Raw genomic sequence first — 12535 nt, forward strand, 5'->3', positions numbered from 1 at the left:
GCGTCAGCCCTCGAGCGTCCGTCGCATGAGGTTCGAGTTCAGCTTCCGCACCTGGATGATGATCCGCTCGCGCTCGCCCGGCCGGCGCTCGACCAGCAGCCGGGCGACCTGGGCGTCGTCGTGGAAGGCATAGCCCTTGATGGCGTCCAACAGGGCTTTCGCCAGGTTGTCGAGATCCATCCACGGCGGCTCGCCGACATATTCCATGCCGATCTCGACGCTGAACTCGCCCCAGGCCGGCCGCGAGCCCCGCCACGATTTGCGGAAGAACTCATAGATCAGCGGCTTGTAGTACTTGCCCTGGGTGGTAAGGCCATCGACCACGAGAGTGAGCTCGCCGCCCGCCTCGCGGGCGCGGACCTTGCCGTGGTGGGTCCAGTCGTCTTCCAAGCGTCGGAGCCTCGGGTGGGGATCGCGGTGATCCGGCCAAGAACCAGAACCGCGCCGGCAAGGAAAGCCCGATCAGCGTCGCGGGCCGTTTCCCGACCGCCTAGCGGCTAAGCCTGAGCCATTTCGAGGAGCTTCACGACGGTGTTCCAGTTGCGGGCCGTCCCGACCGGCGCGCGCTTGGACTTCTTCCAGTCGCGGTCAAGCACCGAGTCCGCCATGCTGATCGGCATGTCGATATAGAGCTCGCGCCCTCGCGCCGCGAAGCGTTCCGGGCCGGTGATCGCCGCGCGCAGGATATCCTCGTCGCCGGCCGGCAGCGGCGTCTTCATGAAGGTGACCAGCACGTGGCTGGGATGGTCCAGCGCCTCGCTTGAAAACGGATTGGCCGCGACGATGGCGCTCAGCTCGGCCGGCGAGCGGATCATGAAGTCGGTGCGCAAGCCGATCCTGTCCGCCAGGGCGTCCTCCAGCCGCGCTTCCAAGGCCGGACCGCCGGGGTCCTCGCCCCACAGCAGAAGGTTGCCGCTGGCCAGATAGGTCTTGGCCGCGGGGAAACCCGTATCCTGGGCGACGCCGAGCAGGTCTTCCTTCAGCACCTTGCGCTTGCCGGTGTTGACCGAGCGCAGCAGCGCCACATGGACCGGCAAGCTAAAGCCCTTCGACCCGAACGGCCGTGCCGTAGGCGAGCACCTCGGTGATGCCTTCCATGATCTCGTTGGCGTCGTAGCGCGCGGCCAGGATGGCGTTGGCCCCGACCTCCCGGGCGTGCTGCACCAGGAGCTCATAGGCCTCCTGGCGCGCCGTCTCGGCCAGCTTGGTGTAGATCGACAGATTGCCGCCGAAGATCGACTGGATGGCCCCGCCGACATTGCCGACCACGCTGCGCGAGCGGACGGTCACGCCCCGCACCAGGCCTAGATGTTCGACGATGCGATAGCCGGGCAGATCGTTGGTCGTGACGACGAGCATGGGCGCCTCCCAGAGCCTTTCCGATCTGATTGATCCAATCAGACCGGATAAAAAGGGCTCTAAATCAAAAGTTTAGAGCATTTTTCGATCCGATACCCGTTTCACACTTATCGGAAAATGCTCTAGTCCCTTTCGGTATAACGAACACCGTTGTCCGGCGCCATGGCGTTGCGAACCTTGGCCCCAGGGTCTAGACCGCGCTCGACCGCTTTTCCGGAGATCGCCCGCATGACCGCCACGCGCACCGAGACCGACACCTTCGGCCCGATCGAAGTCGCTTCCGACCGCTATTGGGGGGCCCAGGCCCAACGCAGCCTCGGCAACTTCAAGATCGGCTGGGAGAAGCAGCCCCTGCCGGTCGTCCGCGCCCTGGGCGTCGTCAAGCGCGCCGCCGCCGAGACCAACTTCAAGCTGGGCAAGCTGGACGCGGGCCTGAAGGACGCCATCGTCCAGGCCGCCAACGAGGTGATCGACGGGAAGCTGAACGACCACTTCCCGCTGGTCGTCTGGCAGACGGGTTCGGGCACCCAGTCGAACATGAACGCCAACGAGGTGATCTCGAACCGCGCGATCCAGATCCTGGGCGGCGAGATGGGCAGCAAGAAGCCCGTCCACCCGAACGACCACGTCAATATGAGCCAGTCGTCGAACGACACCTATCCGACGGCCATGCACGTGGCGTGCGCCGAGCAGATCGTCCACGACCTGATCCCGGCGCTGAAGCATCTGCACGCCGCCCTCGACGCCAAGGCCAAGGCCTGGAACGACATCATCAAGATCGGCCGCACCCACACCCAGGACGCCACGCCGCTGACCCTGGGCCAGGAGTTCTCGGGCTACGCCCAGCAGGTCGCCAACGGCATCGAGCGCATCGAGAGCACCCTGCCCAAGCTGATGCAGCTGGCCCAAGGCGGCACCGCCGTCGGCACCGGCCTGAACGCCCCGATCGGCTTCGCCGAGGGCGTGGCCGAGGCCATCGCCGCGATCACCGGCCTGCCCTTCACGACCGCCCCGAACAAGTTCGAGGCCCTGGCCGCCCACGACGCGATGGTGTTCAGCCACGGCGCGATCAACACCGTCGCCGCCAGCCTGTTCAAGATCGCCAACGACATCCGCTTCCTGGGCTCGGGTCCCCGCGCCGGCCTCGGCGAGCTGGCCCTGCCGGAAAACGAGCCGGGCAGCTCGATCATGCCGGGCAAGGTCAACCCGACCCAGTGCGAAGCCCTGACCCAGGTCTGCGTCCAGGTGTTCGGCAACCACGCCGCCCTGACCTTCGCCGGCAGCCAGGGCCACTTCGAGCTGAACGTCTTCAACCCGGTGATGGCCTACAACTTCCTGCAGTCGGTCCGCCTGGTCGCCGACGCCGCGATCAGCTTCACCGATAACTGCGTGGTCGGCATCGAGCCGCGCATCGACAACATCAAGCACGGCGTTGAAAACAGCCTGATGCTGGTCACGGCCCTCAACGGCCGCCTCGGCTATGACATCTGCGCCAAGATCGCCAAGACGGCGCACAAGAACGGCACCACCTTGCGCCAGGAAGCCGTTGGCGGCGGCTACCTGACGGACGAGGAGTTCGACCAGTACGTCCGCCCGGAAAAGATGGTCTCGCCGGGCTGATGCTCCAAATCGTTCGTCTGTTCGACGAACCGCCGGACGGCTTCGACGACCTTATCGCCGAGGCCTCCGGCGAAGGCGTGCGTAACATGGCCCTCCTGGCCGAGGACTGGCGGAACGGCGCGCGCTTCCAAGACGACGGCGAGGCCCTCCTCGCCGCGTTCCTAGCTGGAGAACTGGCGGGGATCGGCGGGCTCAGCGTCGAACCCGATTCCTCTGAACCGGCGCGCCGCCTGCGTCGCTTCTATGTCCGCACACCTCGTCGCCGGACTGACGGAAGCGATCGTCGCGCCCGTCCTAAAAGGTCGGATGACAGCCGTCAGTGGCTTCGAAATCCCTCTGGAACGTGACGGTGACGTCCTACTGATCAGCGTCACGGGCATGATCTCGATCCGTCAGACCGATCTACGTCGCCGGATCGGTTCAGCGGCCGACCATGAAGACGCCATCCGCCGCGCTATCGACCGGCTGTTCACCGGCTTCTAAACCCGGCGGACGTTTCGACCGATCGGGGCCAGGGCGATGTAGGCCAGTTGGACGTCCTTGATCGCGAACGGGATGCCGATGATCGAGACGGCCTCGGCGGCGGCGACCACCACATGGCCCAGCGCCAGCCACCAGCCGGCCAGGATGAACCAGATGATGTTCATCAGCCCGCCCAGCGCGCCCGTGCCCAGGTCGGGTCCCTCGCGCCGAACGATCTCCTTGCCGAAGGGCCACAGGGCGAAGCCGGCGATCCGCCAGGCCGCGCCGGCATAAGGCAGGCCCACGATGGTGATGGCCAGCAGGACGCCGGCGACGAACCAGCCGAAGGCCATCGCCAGACCGCCGCAGATGGCCCACAGCACATTCAGGATGAAACGGATCACGGTATTGAGCCCCCAAAATTCAGGCTTCGCGCCCTAAGTCCGAGTTGGCGCCGTCGGCCTTCGAAGTCGAGGCCCAAGGACCATCATGACGTCGAATTCACCGATATCAGGCCCGGCGGCTGACCGCGAAGTCGGCGAGGCTTTCCAGCGCCTCGCGCCAGTCATTGGCCGGAAACACCGCCAGCGCCGCCTTGGCCTTGTCGGCATAGTCGGCGGCCAGGTCCAGCGTGGCGTCCAGGGCGCCCGAGCCGATGATCAGCTCGCGGGCCCGGCGGAAGTCGGCCTCGGTCTGCTCGCGGCGACCGATCGCGCGCTCCCAGAACTCGGCCTCGCGGGGACCCGAACGGGCGATGGCCAGCAGCAGCGGCAGGGTCGCCTTGCCCTCGCGGAAGTCGTCGCCGGCGTTCTTGCCCAAGGTCTCGGTCGCGCCGCCATAGTCCAGCGCGTCGTCGGCCAACTGGAAGGCCAGGCCGAGGTTCAGGCCATAGGCCTTGAGCGCGGCGGCCTTGTCGGGCTCGACGCCGGCCGAAACCGCCCCGGCTTCGGACGCTGCGGCGAACAGCTCGGCGGTCTTGGCCTGGATGATCTCCAGATAGACGGCCTGCGAGAGGTTCAGATCGTGGCTGCGCATAAGCTGCAGCACCTCGCCCTCGGCGATGACGCGGCTGGCGCGGGCCAGGATCTCCAGCGCCTTCATCGAGCCGGTTTCGACCATCAGCTCGAAGGCGCGGGCGAATAGGAAGTCGCCGACCAGCACGCTCTGCGCCGCGCCCCAGATCAGGTGCGCGGCGACCTTGCCCCGGCGCAGCTGGCTGCCGTCGACCACGTCGTCGTGCAGCAGGGTGGCGGTATGGATGAACTCGACCGAAGCGGCCAGCTTCAGGCAATGATCGTTATCGGAGCCCGCGAGCCGCGCGGCGGCGACGGTCAGCAGCGGCCGCAAGCGCTTGCCGCCGGCCGCGATCAGATGCTCCGCCAGCGCCGGAATGATCGGCACGTCGCTTTGCATCCGGTCGGTGATCAGCGCGTTGACGCCCGCCATGTCGGTCTCGGCGAGGCGCACGAGACGATCCACCGAGCCCGACGTCCGGGGGAGGGTCGCTGTCGCTGCGTCCAAAACGATCGTCTCCTTGCGCCGTTCCCCGCACGAACCGTTGCGAGGGACAATGGTGGCGGGATAGGTCAGGGTCAAGGCGAGCACAAGGCCTAGAAAGCATTGGACCACACGGGGATCAGCGAGGATCGGGTTCTGGGCGGCCGGGTGAGGCTCCGCCAGAGGGCCGATGGCTACCGGGCCGGCATGGACGCCGCCCTGCTGGCGGCGGCTTGCGACTCGCTTCCGGCGCAACGTGTGATCGAGCCTGGCTGCGGAGTCGGCGGCGCCCTGCTGGCCGCCGCCGCGCGACGTCCCGGGGTCTTGTTCCAGGGCGTGGAGCGCGATCCCGCCGCCGCCGCCCTGGCGGCCGAGAACGCGGCGCTGAACGGCTTCGAGGACCGGGTGTCGATCCTCCAGGGCGATGTCGAGGCTGGCTTCCGGACGCTGGCCCTGCCCGTTTTCGACGCGGTGATGGCCAATCCGCCCTTCTTCGACGACCCGGCCGCGCTGCGCGCCCCCGCCCCGGCCAAGAGCGGCGCCTGGATGGCCGACGGAGGCCTGGCCGCCTGGACCGGCTTCTGCCTGAAGGCGGTGCGCGAGGGCGGAACCATCACCCTGATCCACCGCGCCGACCGTCTGGCCGACATCCTGGCGGGCCTGGGCCCCAAGGCCGGATCCTTCCGCATCCGTCCCATCGCGCCGTTCGCCGACGCCCCGGCCAAACGCGTGATCGTCCGAGCCGTCAAGACCGGCAAGGCGCCGCTGGTCCTGCTGCCGGCCCTGGCGCTGCACGACCGCGAGGGCGGCAAGCATACCGCCGAGGCCGAGGCCATTCTCAGGGGCGAGGCGGCGCTGGCTTGGTGAGCGGCGGACCGCCACGCTCCTGGATCGATTTCAGATAGGCGATGATCGCCGTCACATCGGCCGGCGGGAAGGTCCATTCGGGCATCGGACCGTGGCCCACGGCAAGGCCCTCGGCCAGGCCTTCGCTCAACGCCTCCACATCATAGCGTTCGTTCAAACGGCGGAACCGGGGCGCGCTCGGGTTGGGGCTGTCTCCGGTCGTCGTGACCGCGTGGCACACGGCGCAATGGCGGGAGACCAGCGCCTTGCCGCGCGCGATCAGTTCGGGCGACGAGGCCTCCTGCCCGGCGGCCGCGCCGACCAGCAGCAGGCTCGCGACCACGGCGCTTACGCTCGCGAAAACGGCTTTCGTCACATCGCTTCTCCTCGGCCGCCCAATTCTGCGACCGTGGCGGTGGGCCGCCTTGACGCACATCAAGGGACCGATGGAGCGCGGCCTACTCCGCGTACAGCGCCAGCGCTTCCAGGCACAGTTCCAGGCCCGTCAGATCGCGCAGGGGGTCCTGGGTCACGATCACGAACAGCCGCCGCGCCTCGCCCCACAGCATCACCGTTTCGGGCAGGCCGTGATCCTCGATCGCGCAGCCTTCGCCATCGCGCCAAACGCGGTTCTCGTCCAGGGTCGCGCCCAGCTGCGCGTCGACGCGGGCGACATATTCGGCCTGAGTTTCGTCGGCCACGTTCAGATAGGCGAAGATGGGCTTGCCCAGACCCGCCAGCACCCCGGCCTCGAACACCGTGGCGGTGTCGGCCGAGGGGCCCCGAAATGGGGTCAGGTTGACGATAGCCGCGTCGGCCTGGCGCAATTGCGCCATGCGGGCGGCGTAGAAGTGTCGGGCCTCGAGCTCGTCTCCGCCCTCGCCAGCCGGCAGCCGCGCGGGATCGATGACCTCGAGGCCGGCGTCGAGGCACAGGGCCCGCTGGCGGGCCGCCTGGATTTCGGTGTCGGGGAGCCAGGCTTCAGGGCCGGCCAGCCATAGGGAACGGACAGGGCGCATGGGCCTTAGGTCTGGTCCCGGGCTCCCCCTGTCAATGTCCGTCGGAGATTCGATTGAGATCCATCGCGCGAAGAACCCTCCTGGCTCTCCCCGCCCTCTTGGCGGCGCGTCCCGTCCTCGCCGCCCAGCCCCAGCCCTGGCTGGCCTATGAACGGCGGCTGCGCGAGCGCCTGAGCGACCCGCCCGGCGCCGATTTCGACACCGACTTCGAACAGACGCTGCTGGACCTCAACAACATCTTCCGCGACCGCCAAGGTCCCCGCGCCCTGGCCTGGGATCCGGGCCTGGCCCTGGCCGCCCGCGCCCACGCCGCCGACATGGGCGCGACCGAGGTCTTCGACCACGTGACCCGCGAGGGCTATACGCCCGCCGGCCGCGTCGGCCTGCTGGCCCGCGACCTGGTCGGCGCGGCGGGCGAGAACATCGCCATGCGCCTCAACGCCTCGGGACCGGTGACGCCGGACCAGATCATGGGCCAGTGGAAGGCCAGCCCCGGCCACCGCGCCAACCTGCTGGCCGCGGGTTTCACCCACGTGGGCTATGGCGTTCTGCGCCAGGGTCCGCGCGTGATCGCCGTCGGCGCCTATGCCGAGGTCGCCGCGCGCTTGGCCGCCCCGGCCCCGCTCCGCGTCGGCGCGACCGACCAGATCGCCCGCGCGCTGGCCAACGCCACGCCGACGATCCGGCAGTTCTCGGTCTCCGAACCGGGCGGCGAAATGCTGACGGCGACCTATCTCGAGGGCGTTCCCGGCCAGCCGCCGCCGACCTTGGCGGCCGGCGCCTGGCAGCTCAGACCGCACCTCTCGACGGGCGAGCATCGGTATCAGGTCGCCTGGGGTCCCGTCTTCGTGCTGATCTAGAAGCCGGCCGCGAGCAGCGCGTCCAGCTGGTTGAACTGCTCGGGCAGGCCGGCGGCCGAGCCCTGAATGGCCTCGTCGCAGGCTTCCTTGCTGGGGTAGAGCTCGCTCAGCGTCAACAGCGTCTGGCCGTCCCGCTCTTCGAACGTCACCGTGGTGAGCGCGGCGTCGTCCCCGCTCTCCTCATTGGTCCAGACGATGCGCGAAGGCGGCGTGACCTCCAGGTACCTGCCGAAGAACGCCATGGAATTGGCCGCGTCCAGGCCGAACTCCAGGCGATAGGCGCCGCCGGTGCGGACGTCCATCTCGCAAGCCCGCAGGGGAACGCCCAGAGTCTCCGGAACCCACCAGCGCCGAAACAGCTCGGCCCTGCTCCAGGCCTCGAACACGATGCGCGGCGGCGCGTCGAAGATCCGCGTGACGACCAGTTCGCGGTCCGACTTGCGGGTCACCACCGTGCGCCCCGTCTCGGGCGCGTCGTTATGTCCGTCCATTCGCCTCTTCCTCGCGTTTCAGGTCCTCGACGACCTTGTCCAACTCATCGAAGCGAAGCGCCCAACGACGGCGATATCGCTCGATCCAGGCAGCCTCCGCCGCCAGCCCGTCCGCGCCCAGCCGGCAGGTCCTCACCCGTCCGACCTTCTCGGTCTTCACCAGACCCGCCTCTTCCAAGACCGCGATATGCTTCTTCATGCCTGTCAGGGTCATCTGGAACCGGTTGGCGAGCTCCGTGATCGAGGCCTCCCCGCGCTCAAGTTCCTCCAGCACCCCGCGCCGGGTGGCGTCGGCGAGGGCGGAAAACGAGGCGTCAAGCCGGGCGGCGACATACTGAACCATTGAGTTCAGTAATGCACGCGGCGCGACCACGCGCAAGCCCCAACGAAAAGCCCCCGGCCTGGGAGGACCGAGGGCTTCGCGGGATTTAAGCTTGGGTACTAAAAGTGGATTAGTTCTTGGCCTGGTCGACCAGCTTGTTCTTGGCGATCCAAGGCATCATGCCGCGCAGGCGCGCGCCGACTTCTTCGATGGCGTGCTCGTTCGAGCGGCGACGGGTCGCCTTGAACGAGGGCTGGCCAACGGCGTTTTCCAACATGAAGTCGCGCACGAACTTGCCCGACTGGATGTCCTCCAGAACCCGCTTCATCTCGGCCTTGGTCTCGGCGGTGATGATGCGCGGACCCGTCACGTACTCGCCGTACTCGGCGGTGTTCGAGATCGAGTAGTTCATGTTGGCGATGCCGCCCTCGTACATGAGGTCGACGATCAGCTTCAGCTCGTGCAGGCACTCGAAATAGGCCATTTCCGGCGCGTAGCCGGCTTCCACCAGCGTCTCGAAGCCGGCGCGGACCAGCTCGACCGTGCCGCCGCACAGGACGGCCTGCTCGCCGAACAGGTCGGTCTCGCACTCTTCGCGGAAGTTGGTCTCGATGATGCCCGACCGGCCGCCGCCGATGGCGCTGGCATAGGCCAGGCCGATATCGAGGGCGTTGCCGGTGGCGTTGTGGTGCACGGCGATGAGGCACGGGACGCCGCCACCCTTCTGGTATTCGCCACGAACCGTGTGGCCCGGGCCCTTCGGAGCGACCATCAGCACGTCGATGGTGTCCTTCGGCTCGATCAGGCCGAAGTGGACGTTCAGGCCGTGGGCGAACAGCAGGGCCGCGCCGTCGCGGATGTTCGGAGCGATCTCATGCTTGTAGATCGCGGCCTGATGCTCGTCCGGCGCCAGGATCATGATCATGTCGGCCCAGCCGGCGGCCTCGGCGACGGTCATGACCTTCAGGCCCTCGCCCTCGGCCTTCTTGGCGGTCGGCGAACCGGCGCGCAGCGCCACGGCGACGTTCTTGATGCCCGAGTCCCGAAGGTTGAGCGCGTGCGCATGACCTTGCGAACCATAGCCTACGATCGCGATCTTCTTGTCCAAGATACGAGCGATGTCGGCGTCGCGGTCGTAGTAGACGCGCATATTTTTTCTCCAGGACTGGTCAATCAAGGTCGCCACGCGCAACGGCAAAGCGACAAAGGCCGGGCGTTTGAGCGTTTTTTTGCCGTTTCGTCAAGGTGAAGCCGACAGAACGCCGAAATGCCGAGGCCCTCGCGGCCCCGTTTTAGGCGCTTCGGCGCGGAACCGCCATGCCAACGGTCGGCAAACGCGGTTCCGGCGCCTCGGACGCGAACGAAATCGGGGCGGAAGCTCGCGCCTCCGCCCCGTCTCGACGACCCGTCACGGATCACGCCAAGCTTACCAGAACAGATCGGCCCAGACGCTCAGCACCTGGCCGGTCCAGACGTCGACCAACAGCGCGTCGTCGCCGACCCGGACCCACTCGCAGCCGATCGGCGGCTGAGGCAGGCCGTACTGCCAGGCGTTCAGATAGTAGTAGCTGCCGTACCAGCCGCCCGGCAGGTACTCGCCGAACACCCAGCGGTGGACGTACCAGCCGCGCGGATAGCGATAGGCCGGCGCCCGGTAGCGCTCGATGGCCCTATAGCTGGGGCGATAGCTCCAGCGATCGTATTGAGGACGGCCGCGGTCGCGATCGCGGAACTGGCCCTGACCTGGGCGGTGATCGCCCCGGTCCCAGCCGCCCCGATCCCAACCACGATCCCACCCACCGCGGTCGGGGCCGCGGTTGTCCGGACGCCCGTCGTGGTTCCAGTCGCCCCTGTTCCAATCGCCGCGACGGTCGGGGCCGCCACGGCCCCAGTCACGGTCGCCGTTGTTCGGCGGCGGCGGTCCGGGCTGAGGGCGCGGCGGGGTCGGCGCCGGCGAAGGCTGGGGCGGCGGGCGGTTGTTCCAATCCGGACGCCCGCCGCCGTTCCAGCCGGGACGGTCGCCGCCGCGACCCCAGTCGCGGCCCGGGCCAGGTTGAGGTTGAGGTTGAGGTTGAGGCTGAGGCTGCTGCTGAGGCTGGCCCGGGGCTGGCCCCGGTTGGCCGCCCCGGTTCCAGCCGCCGGGTCCATGGTCGCCGCCGCGCCCGCCGCCTTGCCAGCCGCCGCGATCGCCGCGCGGGCCGCCCTCGCGCTGAGGCTGTCCCGGCTGCTGCTGATCCTGAGCGACCACCGCGCCGGCGGCGCCGGCGTGGGCCGCAGCGCCGCTCAACAGCGAGAGCGCCAGGGCGGTCGTGATCAGACGTTTCATTTCATGCTCCAAGGGCCTTGAGGCCGGCCCGGGCTTGTCCCTTGATATCAGTCTCGGATTCGCCGGATGAACCGGGCTTGAACGGAATAACGCCCAAGGAGCCTGAATGACCGCGCATCCCAATGACGTCGTCAGCTTCTGGCGCCAGGCCGGACCCGCCAAGTGGTTTAAGAAGGACCCCGCCTTCGATCAGGCCATCGCGCTGAAGTTCGAGCAGACCCACTACCGCGCCTCGATGCGACGCTACGACGGCTGGAACGAGACGCCGGTCGGGGCGCTGGCCCTGCAAATCCTGCTCGATCAGTTCCCCCGCAATATGTACCGCGACACGCCGCACGCCTTCGCCACCGATCCATTGGCCAGGATGTTCGCCCGCGCCGCCATCGCCGCCGGTCACGACCAGGACGTGGCGATCGAACCCGAACTGCGGCGGTTCTTCTATCTGCCGTTCGAACACTCCGAGTCTCTGGTCGACCAGGAGTTCAGCGTCGAGCTGTTCGCCGCCTTGCAGGCCGACACCGGCGACGAGGAGTCGATGAAGTTCGCCCTGCTCCACCGCGACATCATCGCCCGCTTTGGCCGCTTCCCCCATCGCAACCCCGGCCTGGGGCGCGAGACGACCGAGGCCGAGCAGGCCTTCCTCGATGACGGAGGCTTCGCGGGTTAGATCGGCTTCATGGGGCACGCTCAATCTTGGCGCGCTCCGGCTGTCCATGTAGGTTGCGCCCGAACGCCATCAGGCCCACCAGGGAAACGATATGAAAGCCTTCCGCAGCGCGCTGACCGTCGGTCTGGCGCTTACTGTCCTGACGCCCGAGATCGTCTTCGCCCAGGCCAAGGCCAGCAAGGGCCAGCAGATGCAAACGCAGGCGTCGGGCGAGGTTCCCCATTGCTCGCGCAAGCTGGGCACGCTGTCGATCGTCGACGGCGACGATCCCAGCGGCTGGACCCAATACAATCTCGCCTCGCCGCAGAAGGTGCTGCGCGCCATTGTCCAGCGCTCGGGTTGCTTCAACCTTGTCGATCGCGGCGTTGGCCTCAGCGCGGCCCAGAAAGAGCGCAATATCGAAGGCAACCTCGGCCTGCAGCGCGGCTCCAATGTCGGCCAGGGTCAGGTCAAGGCTGCCGACTACGTGCTGGTGGCGGAGGTCCAGGGCAGCAACAGCAATGTCGGCGGCGGCGCGGTGGCCGGCGCCATCGGCGGTCTGATCGGCGGTCGCGTCGGCGGCCTGGTCGGCGGCATCAAGACCAAGAAGCTGGAAGCCAACACCGTGCTGTCGCTGACCAATGTCCGCACCACCGAGACCATGTCGGTGGCCGAGGGCTATGCGGTCAAGAACGACATCGGCTGGGGCGCGGGCGGCGGCCTGGGCTTCGCCGGCGCGGTCGGCGGCGGTTACGAAGACACCGACATCGGCCGCATCGTCACCCTGTCGTTCATCAACGCCTACACCAAGATGGTCGGCGATCTGGGTCTGCTCTCGCAAGGCGGTCCCGCCGCCGCGGCGGCCCCGGCCAAAACCTTCACCGCCCAGCGCCCCGTGGCCATGCGCGCCGCCCCTGTCGCCGGCGGCAAGCTGATCCGCACCCTCCCCGCCGGCGCCATCGTCTACCCGACCGGCAAGCAGCAGGAACTGTGGTGGGAAGTGGCCGACGAGAACGACAATGTCGGCTGGGTGCTGAACACCGGCCTCGCGCCGAGCAAGTAAGGTCCTTGGCCCCTTCCCCCTCGC

General features: G+C 68.0%; 17 protein-coding genes and 1 pseudogene. 7 read left to right on the forward strand and 11 right to left on the reverse strand.

The genetic code is table 11. From position 1 onward, the window contains the following. Nucleotides 1-3 precede the first annotated feature (3 nt). The 3 genes from OR37_RS19300 to OR37_RS19310 all read right to left on the reverse strand — a co-directional run bounded on the left by OR37_RS19300 (nt 4) and on the right by OR37_RS19310 (nt 1359). The gene (locus OR37_RS19300) at nt 4-390 is read right to left on the reverse strand and encodes a RusA family crossover junction endodeoxyribonuclease (RefSeq protein ID WP_004624147.1); all 387 of its coding nucleotides are present in this window, start codon (nt 388-390) and stop codon (nt 4-6) included. A 107-nt stretch (nt 391-497) separates the two neighbouring features. Further along, complete coding sequence (locus OR37_RS19305; protein ID WP_004624150.1) at nt 498-1037, reverse strand: DUF1697 domain-containing protein; 540 nt, start codon at nt 1035-1037, stop codon at nt 498-500. Nucleotide 1038: 1 nt separating this feature from the next. Further along, nucleotides 1039-1359, reverse strand: coding sequence for a YbjQ family protein (locus tag OR37_RS19310; RefSeq protein WP_004624152.1), 321 nt, complete (start codon nt 1357-1359; stop codon nt 1039-1041). A 228-nt stretch (nt 1360-1587) separates the two neighbouring features. Between OR37_RS19310 and fumC the strand changes: the two genes are divergently transcribed. From fumC to OR37_RS21730, 3 genes and pseudogenes are all read left to right on the forward strand, one after another. Next, nucleotides 1588-2979 (forward strand): class II fumarate hydratase, encoded by a 1392-nt coding sequence (fumC, locus tag OR37_RS19315; RefSeq protein ID WP_004624154.1) that lies wholly within the window; start codon nt 1588-1590, stop codon nt 2977-2979. Then, nucleotides 2979-3245: pseudogene (locus tag OR37_RS19320) on the forward strand (GNAT family N-acetyltransferase); the annotation flags it as partial. The gene fumC and the pseudogene OR37_RS19320, both read left to right, overlap by 1 nt. A 40-nt stretch (nt 3246-3285) precedes the next feature. Beyond that, a complete protein-coding gene (locus OR37_RS21730) occupies nt 3286-3462 on the forward strand; it encodes a CcdB family protein (protein WP_235046607.1) in 177 nt (58 codons plus the stop codon). Here OR37_RS21730 and OR37_RS19325 read toward each other — a convergent pair. Next, complete coding sequence (locus OR37_RS19325; RefSeq protein ID WP_004624158.1) at nt 3459-3845, reverse strand: YccF domain-containing protein; 387 nt, start codon at nt 3843-3845, stop codon at nt 3459-3461. The genes OR37_RS21730 and OR37_RS19325 overlap by 4 nt on opposite strands. A 106-nt stretch (nt 3846-3951) precedes the next feature. Next, nucleotides 3952-4962: a polyprenyl synthetase family protein gene (locus OR37_RS19330; protein ID WP_165570635.1), complete on the reverse strand. Its 1011-nt coding sequence runs from the start codon at nt 4960-4962 to the stop codon at nt 3952-3954. 99 nt (nt 4963-5061) lie between these two features. On the opposite strand from OR37_RS19330, the gene OR37_RS19335 reads away from it, so the two are divergent. Beyond that, on the forward strand, nt 5062-5805 hold the full coding sequence (locus OR37_RS19335; RefSeq protein ID WP_004624162.1) for a methyltransferase: 744 nt from the start codon (nt 5062-5064) through the stop codon (nt 5803-5805). Here the strand turns inward: OR37_RS19335 and OR37_RS22265 are convergent. Further along, on the reverse strand, nt 5777-6160 hold the full coding sequence (locus OR37_RS22265) for a c-type cytochrome (protein WP_004624163.1): 384 nt from the start codon (nt 6158-6160) through the stop codon (nt 5777-5779). The genes OR37_RS19335 and OR37_RS22265 overlap by 29 nt on opposite strands. A gap of 82 nt (nt 6161-6242) precedes the next feature. Continuing rightward, complete coding sequence (locus OR37_RS19345) at nt 6243-6803, reverse strand: nucleoside 2-deoxyribosyltransferase (protein ID WP_004624164.1); 561 nt, start codon at nt 6801-6803, stop codon at nt 6243-6245. Between the two features lie 53 nt (nt 6804-6856). Here OR37_RS19345 and OR37_RS19350 point away from each other — a divergent pair, with 53 nt between their 5' ends. Further along, nucleotides 6857-7663: a CAP domain-containing protein gene (locus OR37_RS19350; protein WP_004624167.1), complete on the forward strand. Its 807-nt coding sequence runs from the start codon at nt 6857-6859 to the stop codon at nt 7661-7663. Here the strand turns inward: OR37_RS19350 and OR37_RS19355 are convergent. From OR37_RS19355 to OR37_RS19370, 4 genes are all read right to left on the reverse strand, one after another. Then, nucleotides 7660-8154, reverse strand: coding sequence for an SRPBCC family protein (locus OR37_RS19355; protein WP_004624169.1), 495 nt, complete (start codon nt 8152-8154; stop codon nt 7660-7662). The genes OR37_RS19350 and OR37_RS19355 overlap by 4 nt on opposite strands. Then, nucleotides 8141-8497, reverse strand: coding sequence for an ArsR/SmtB family transcription factor (locus OR37_RS19360; RefSeq protein ID WP_004624170.1), 357 nt, complete (start codon nt 8495-8497; stop codon nt 8141-8143). Before OR37_RS19360 ends, OR37_RS19355 begins: the two co-directional genes overlap by 14 nt. 109 nt (nt 8498-8606) lie before the next feature. Beyond that, the gene (gene ilvC, locus OR37_RS19365; protein WP_004624173.1) at nt 8607-9626 is read right to left on the reverse strand and encodes a ketol-acid reductoisomerase; all 1020 of its coding nucleotides are present in this window, start codon (nt 9624-9626) and stop codon (nt 8607-8609) included. 276 nt (nt 9627-9902) lie between these two features. After that, entirely contained in the window at nt 9903-10802 is a 900-nt protein-coding gene (locus OR37_RS19370; RefSeq protein ID WP_004624176.1) for an RcnB family protein, read from the reverse strand. Between the two features lie 106 nt (nt 10803-10908). On the opposite strand from OR37_RS19370, the gene OR37_RS19375 reads away from it, so the two are divergent. Together OR37_RS19375 and OR37_RS19380 are read left to right on the forward strand one after the other, a co-directional pair. Next, complete coding sequence (locus tag OR37_RS19375; protein ID WP_004624177.1) at nt 10909-11469, forward strand: DUF924 family protein; 561 nt, start codon at nt 10909-10911, stop codon at nt 11467-11469. Nucleotides 11470-11560: 91 nt separating this feature from the next. After that, nucleotides 11561-12511 (forward strand): SH3 domain-containing protein, encoded by a 951-nt coding sequence (locus OR37_RS19380; protein ID WP_004624180.1) that lies wholly within the window; start codon nt 11561-11563, stop codon nt 12509-12511. Nucleotides 12512-12535: the final 24 nt, after the last annotated feature.

This window comes from Caulobacter vibrioides OR37, assembly GCF_000372645.1.
Classification (GTDB): Bacteria; Pseudomonadota; Alphaproteobacteria; order Caulobacterales; family Caulobacteraceae; genus Caulobacter; species Caulobacter vibrioides_E.